Origin of the sequence: Glycomyces dulcitolivorans, from assembly GCF_003265355.1 — a bacterium.
In the GTDB taxonomy this organism is placed as follows: Bacteria; Actinomycetota; Actinomycetes; order Mycobacteriales; family Micromonosporaceae; genus Glycomyces; species Glycomyces dulcitolivorans.
Window position 1 is genome coordinate 1 of record NZ_QFRW01000047.1, and the last position, 2,628, is coordinate 2,628.

The following is a 2,628-nucleotide window of genomic DNA, read 5'->3' on the forward strand; positions in this document are numbered from 1 at the left end:
GCACCGGCGCCGCCCGTGCCTGTGCGGGCGCAGCCCCGCCCGCTGCTCGCGCGCCGACGCCTCCCGCGCGTGGGCCTCCCGCGGCCGCACCGTCCTCGCCTCCGCGGCGATCATCGCGCTCATGCTCGTCATCGCCGGGCCGTTCCTCGCCCGCATGCAGGACGCCTTCGGCAGCCCCCTCGGCCCGCCGGTCCTGCGCGACTCCATCGGCGTCCAGACCGCCGACCCGCGCCTGATCCTGATCAACGCGCTCCGCATCGCCCACACCAACCTCGACACGCCCCTGTTCCCCCTCTCCGACGCCACGGCCGCGGGCATCAACGGACTCGCGAACCTCCTCGGCGTCGACCCCAACGACCCGCGGATCACGTTCGGCACCAGCCGGTTCCCCGTCCCGGCCTGGTATCCCGACGAGGACCGCGCCGCGTTCCCGCTCACCGGCCTCGCCTCCCTCGCGGGCCTGGCCTGGTTCGCGGTCAAGGGCCCGCGGCTGCGCCGCGCCTACGCCGCCGCGCTCGCGTTCGCCTTCATCGCCGTGGCCTGCACGGTCTCCTGGCAGCCGTGGGTCAACCGGCTCGTCGTCTTCCTCGTCGTCCTCGGCGCCCCCGCCGCCGGACTCCTCGCCGCCGCCCTCGTCAAGGGCATCGCCAGATCCGCCGGCGACAAGCGGCGCCGCCGCGCCGCCGTCAGCGCCATCTCCGTGTTCGCGGTCCTCGCCTCGATCGCCGGGCTCCTCACCGTCGCCTACGGCTACCCGCGGCGCCTCACCGGCGCCTGGTCGGTCTTCAGCCTCACCGACATGGAGGAGCGGTTCGTGCGCCGCCTCGAATGGCTCCCCCAGTACAAGGAGGCCGCCGCCGCCGTCAACGCCGCCGAACCCGAGACGGTCGGACTGGTCCAGGGCAACGACTCCTGGGAGTACCCCTGGTGGATCCTCATCCCCGACGCCGAGATCCTCGCCCTCGACTCGGTCGTCCCGGGGCACCCGGGCGCCGACCCGGAGGACGTGGACGCGATCGTGTGCGCCGAGGACCTCGACCAGTGCGCCGACCTCGTCCCCGACGGCTGGGAGTTCGTCGACCTCGGCACCGTGGCGTACGCCGTGCCGCCCGGAGCCTGAATGAGGATCGCGCCCCGGGCCCGTTAACCTGGGCCCATGCTGCTGAGTGATCGCGACATCCTCGATGCCGTCAAGTCGGGCCGCCTCGGCATCGACCCGTTCGACGAGGAGCTCGTGCAGCCCTCCAGCATCGACGTGCGCCTCGACCGCCGCTTCCGGGTCTTCAACAACCAGAAGTACACGCACATCGACCCCGCCGCGCAGCAGGACGACCTCACCTCCGCCGTCGAGGTCGCCGGCGACGAGCCCTTCGTGCTCCACCCCAGCGAGTTCGTCCTCGCCTCCACCCTCGAAGTCATCACCCTCCCCGCCGACCTCGCCGCGCGCCTCGAAGGCAAGTCCAGCCTCGGCCGCCTCGGCCTGCTCACCCACTCCACCGCCGGGTTCATCGACCCCGGCTTCTCCGGGCACGTCACCCTGGAGCTCTCCAACGTCGCGAACCTGCCGATCACCCTGTGGCCCGGCATGAAGATCGGCCAGCTGTGCCTGTTCGGGCTCTCCAGCCCCGCCGAGAAGCCCTACGGCCAGGGCGCGAACCTGTCCCGCTACCAGGACCAGCGCGGCCCCACCCCGTCGAAGTCGTGGATGCACTGGCGCACCTGGCCGACGTAAACGCGCGGAACTTACACCGCCGCGGACCCCCAATCGAGCGAATCGCCTGAATACGGGTGCTATCGGGCTTACCGTCGGGGTATGAACTTCACGCAGAGCTTCCAGAACATGATGGACAGCGTCGTCGCGTTCCTGCCGCGTGCGCTCGCGTTCCTCGCCATCCTCGTCATCGGCTGGTTCGTCTCCAAATGGATCGGCCGCCTCGTCGGGAAACTGCTCAACCGGGTCGGCCTCGACCGGGTCGGCGAGCGGTCCGGCCTGCGGCGCTTCACCGGCAAGTTCGAGCTGAGCGACCTGCTCGGCCGGGTCGTGTACGCGATGCTGCTGCTGTTCACGCTCCAGCTCGCGTTCGGGGCCTTCGGGAACAACCCGGTGTCGACGCTGCTCAACCAGCTCGTCGCCTGGCTGCCGCTGCTGTTCGTCGCGCTCGTCATCGTCGTGGTGGCCTTCGCGATCGCGAACTTCGTGTTCAACATCGTCGCCGGCACGCTGGAGAACACCGGCTACGGGAAGACCGTGGCGCGGATCTGCCAGGTTGCGATCGTGTTCTTCGGCGCGGTCGCCGCGTTCGGGCAGGTCGGCATCGCCACCACGGTGACCACGCCGATCATGTGGACCGTCCTCGCGATCATCGCCGGCGTCACCATCGTCGGCGTCGGCGGCGGGCTCGTCGCGCCGATGCGCGAGCGCTGGGAGCGGATGCTCTCCACCGCCGAGACCGAGGCCGGGCGCATGAAGGACGACATGCAGGACGCGTCCACGCACGACGCGACCGCGTCCATGTCGCAGACGTACAGCTCCGAGCGGTACGACGCCGCGACGAACACGCAGGTGCACGCGCCCGTGCCGCCCGCCGGCGCGCCCGCGATGGGCGAGGCGGGCGCGGCGGGCGAGGG

The 2,628-nt window shown here is 71.3% G+C and carries 2 protein-coding genes and 1 pseudogene; all 3 read left to right on the forward strand.

The features are described 5' to 3' along the window. A pseudogene (locus DI269_RS02690) lies at positions 1-1,120 on the forward strand (hypothetical protein); the annotation flags it as partial. 36 nt (positions 1,121-1,156) lie between these two features. After that, positions 1,157-1,732, forward strand: coding sequence for a dCTP deaminase (gene dcd / locus DI269_RS02695; protein WP_112133594.1), 576 nt, complete (start codon positions 1,157-1,159; stop codon positions 1,730-1,732). A gap of 81 nt (positions 1,733-1,813) precedes the next feature. Continuing rightward, positions 1,814-2,628 (forward strand): mechanosensitive ion channel family protein (locus tag DI269_RS27560; protein ID WP_112133595.1); only part of this gene is annotated, 815 nt, incomplete at its 3' end.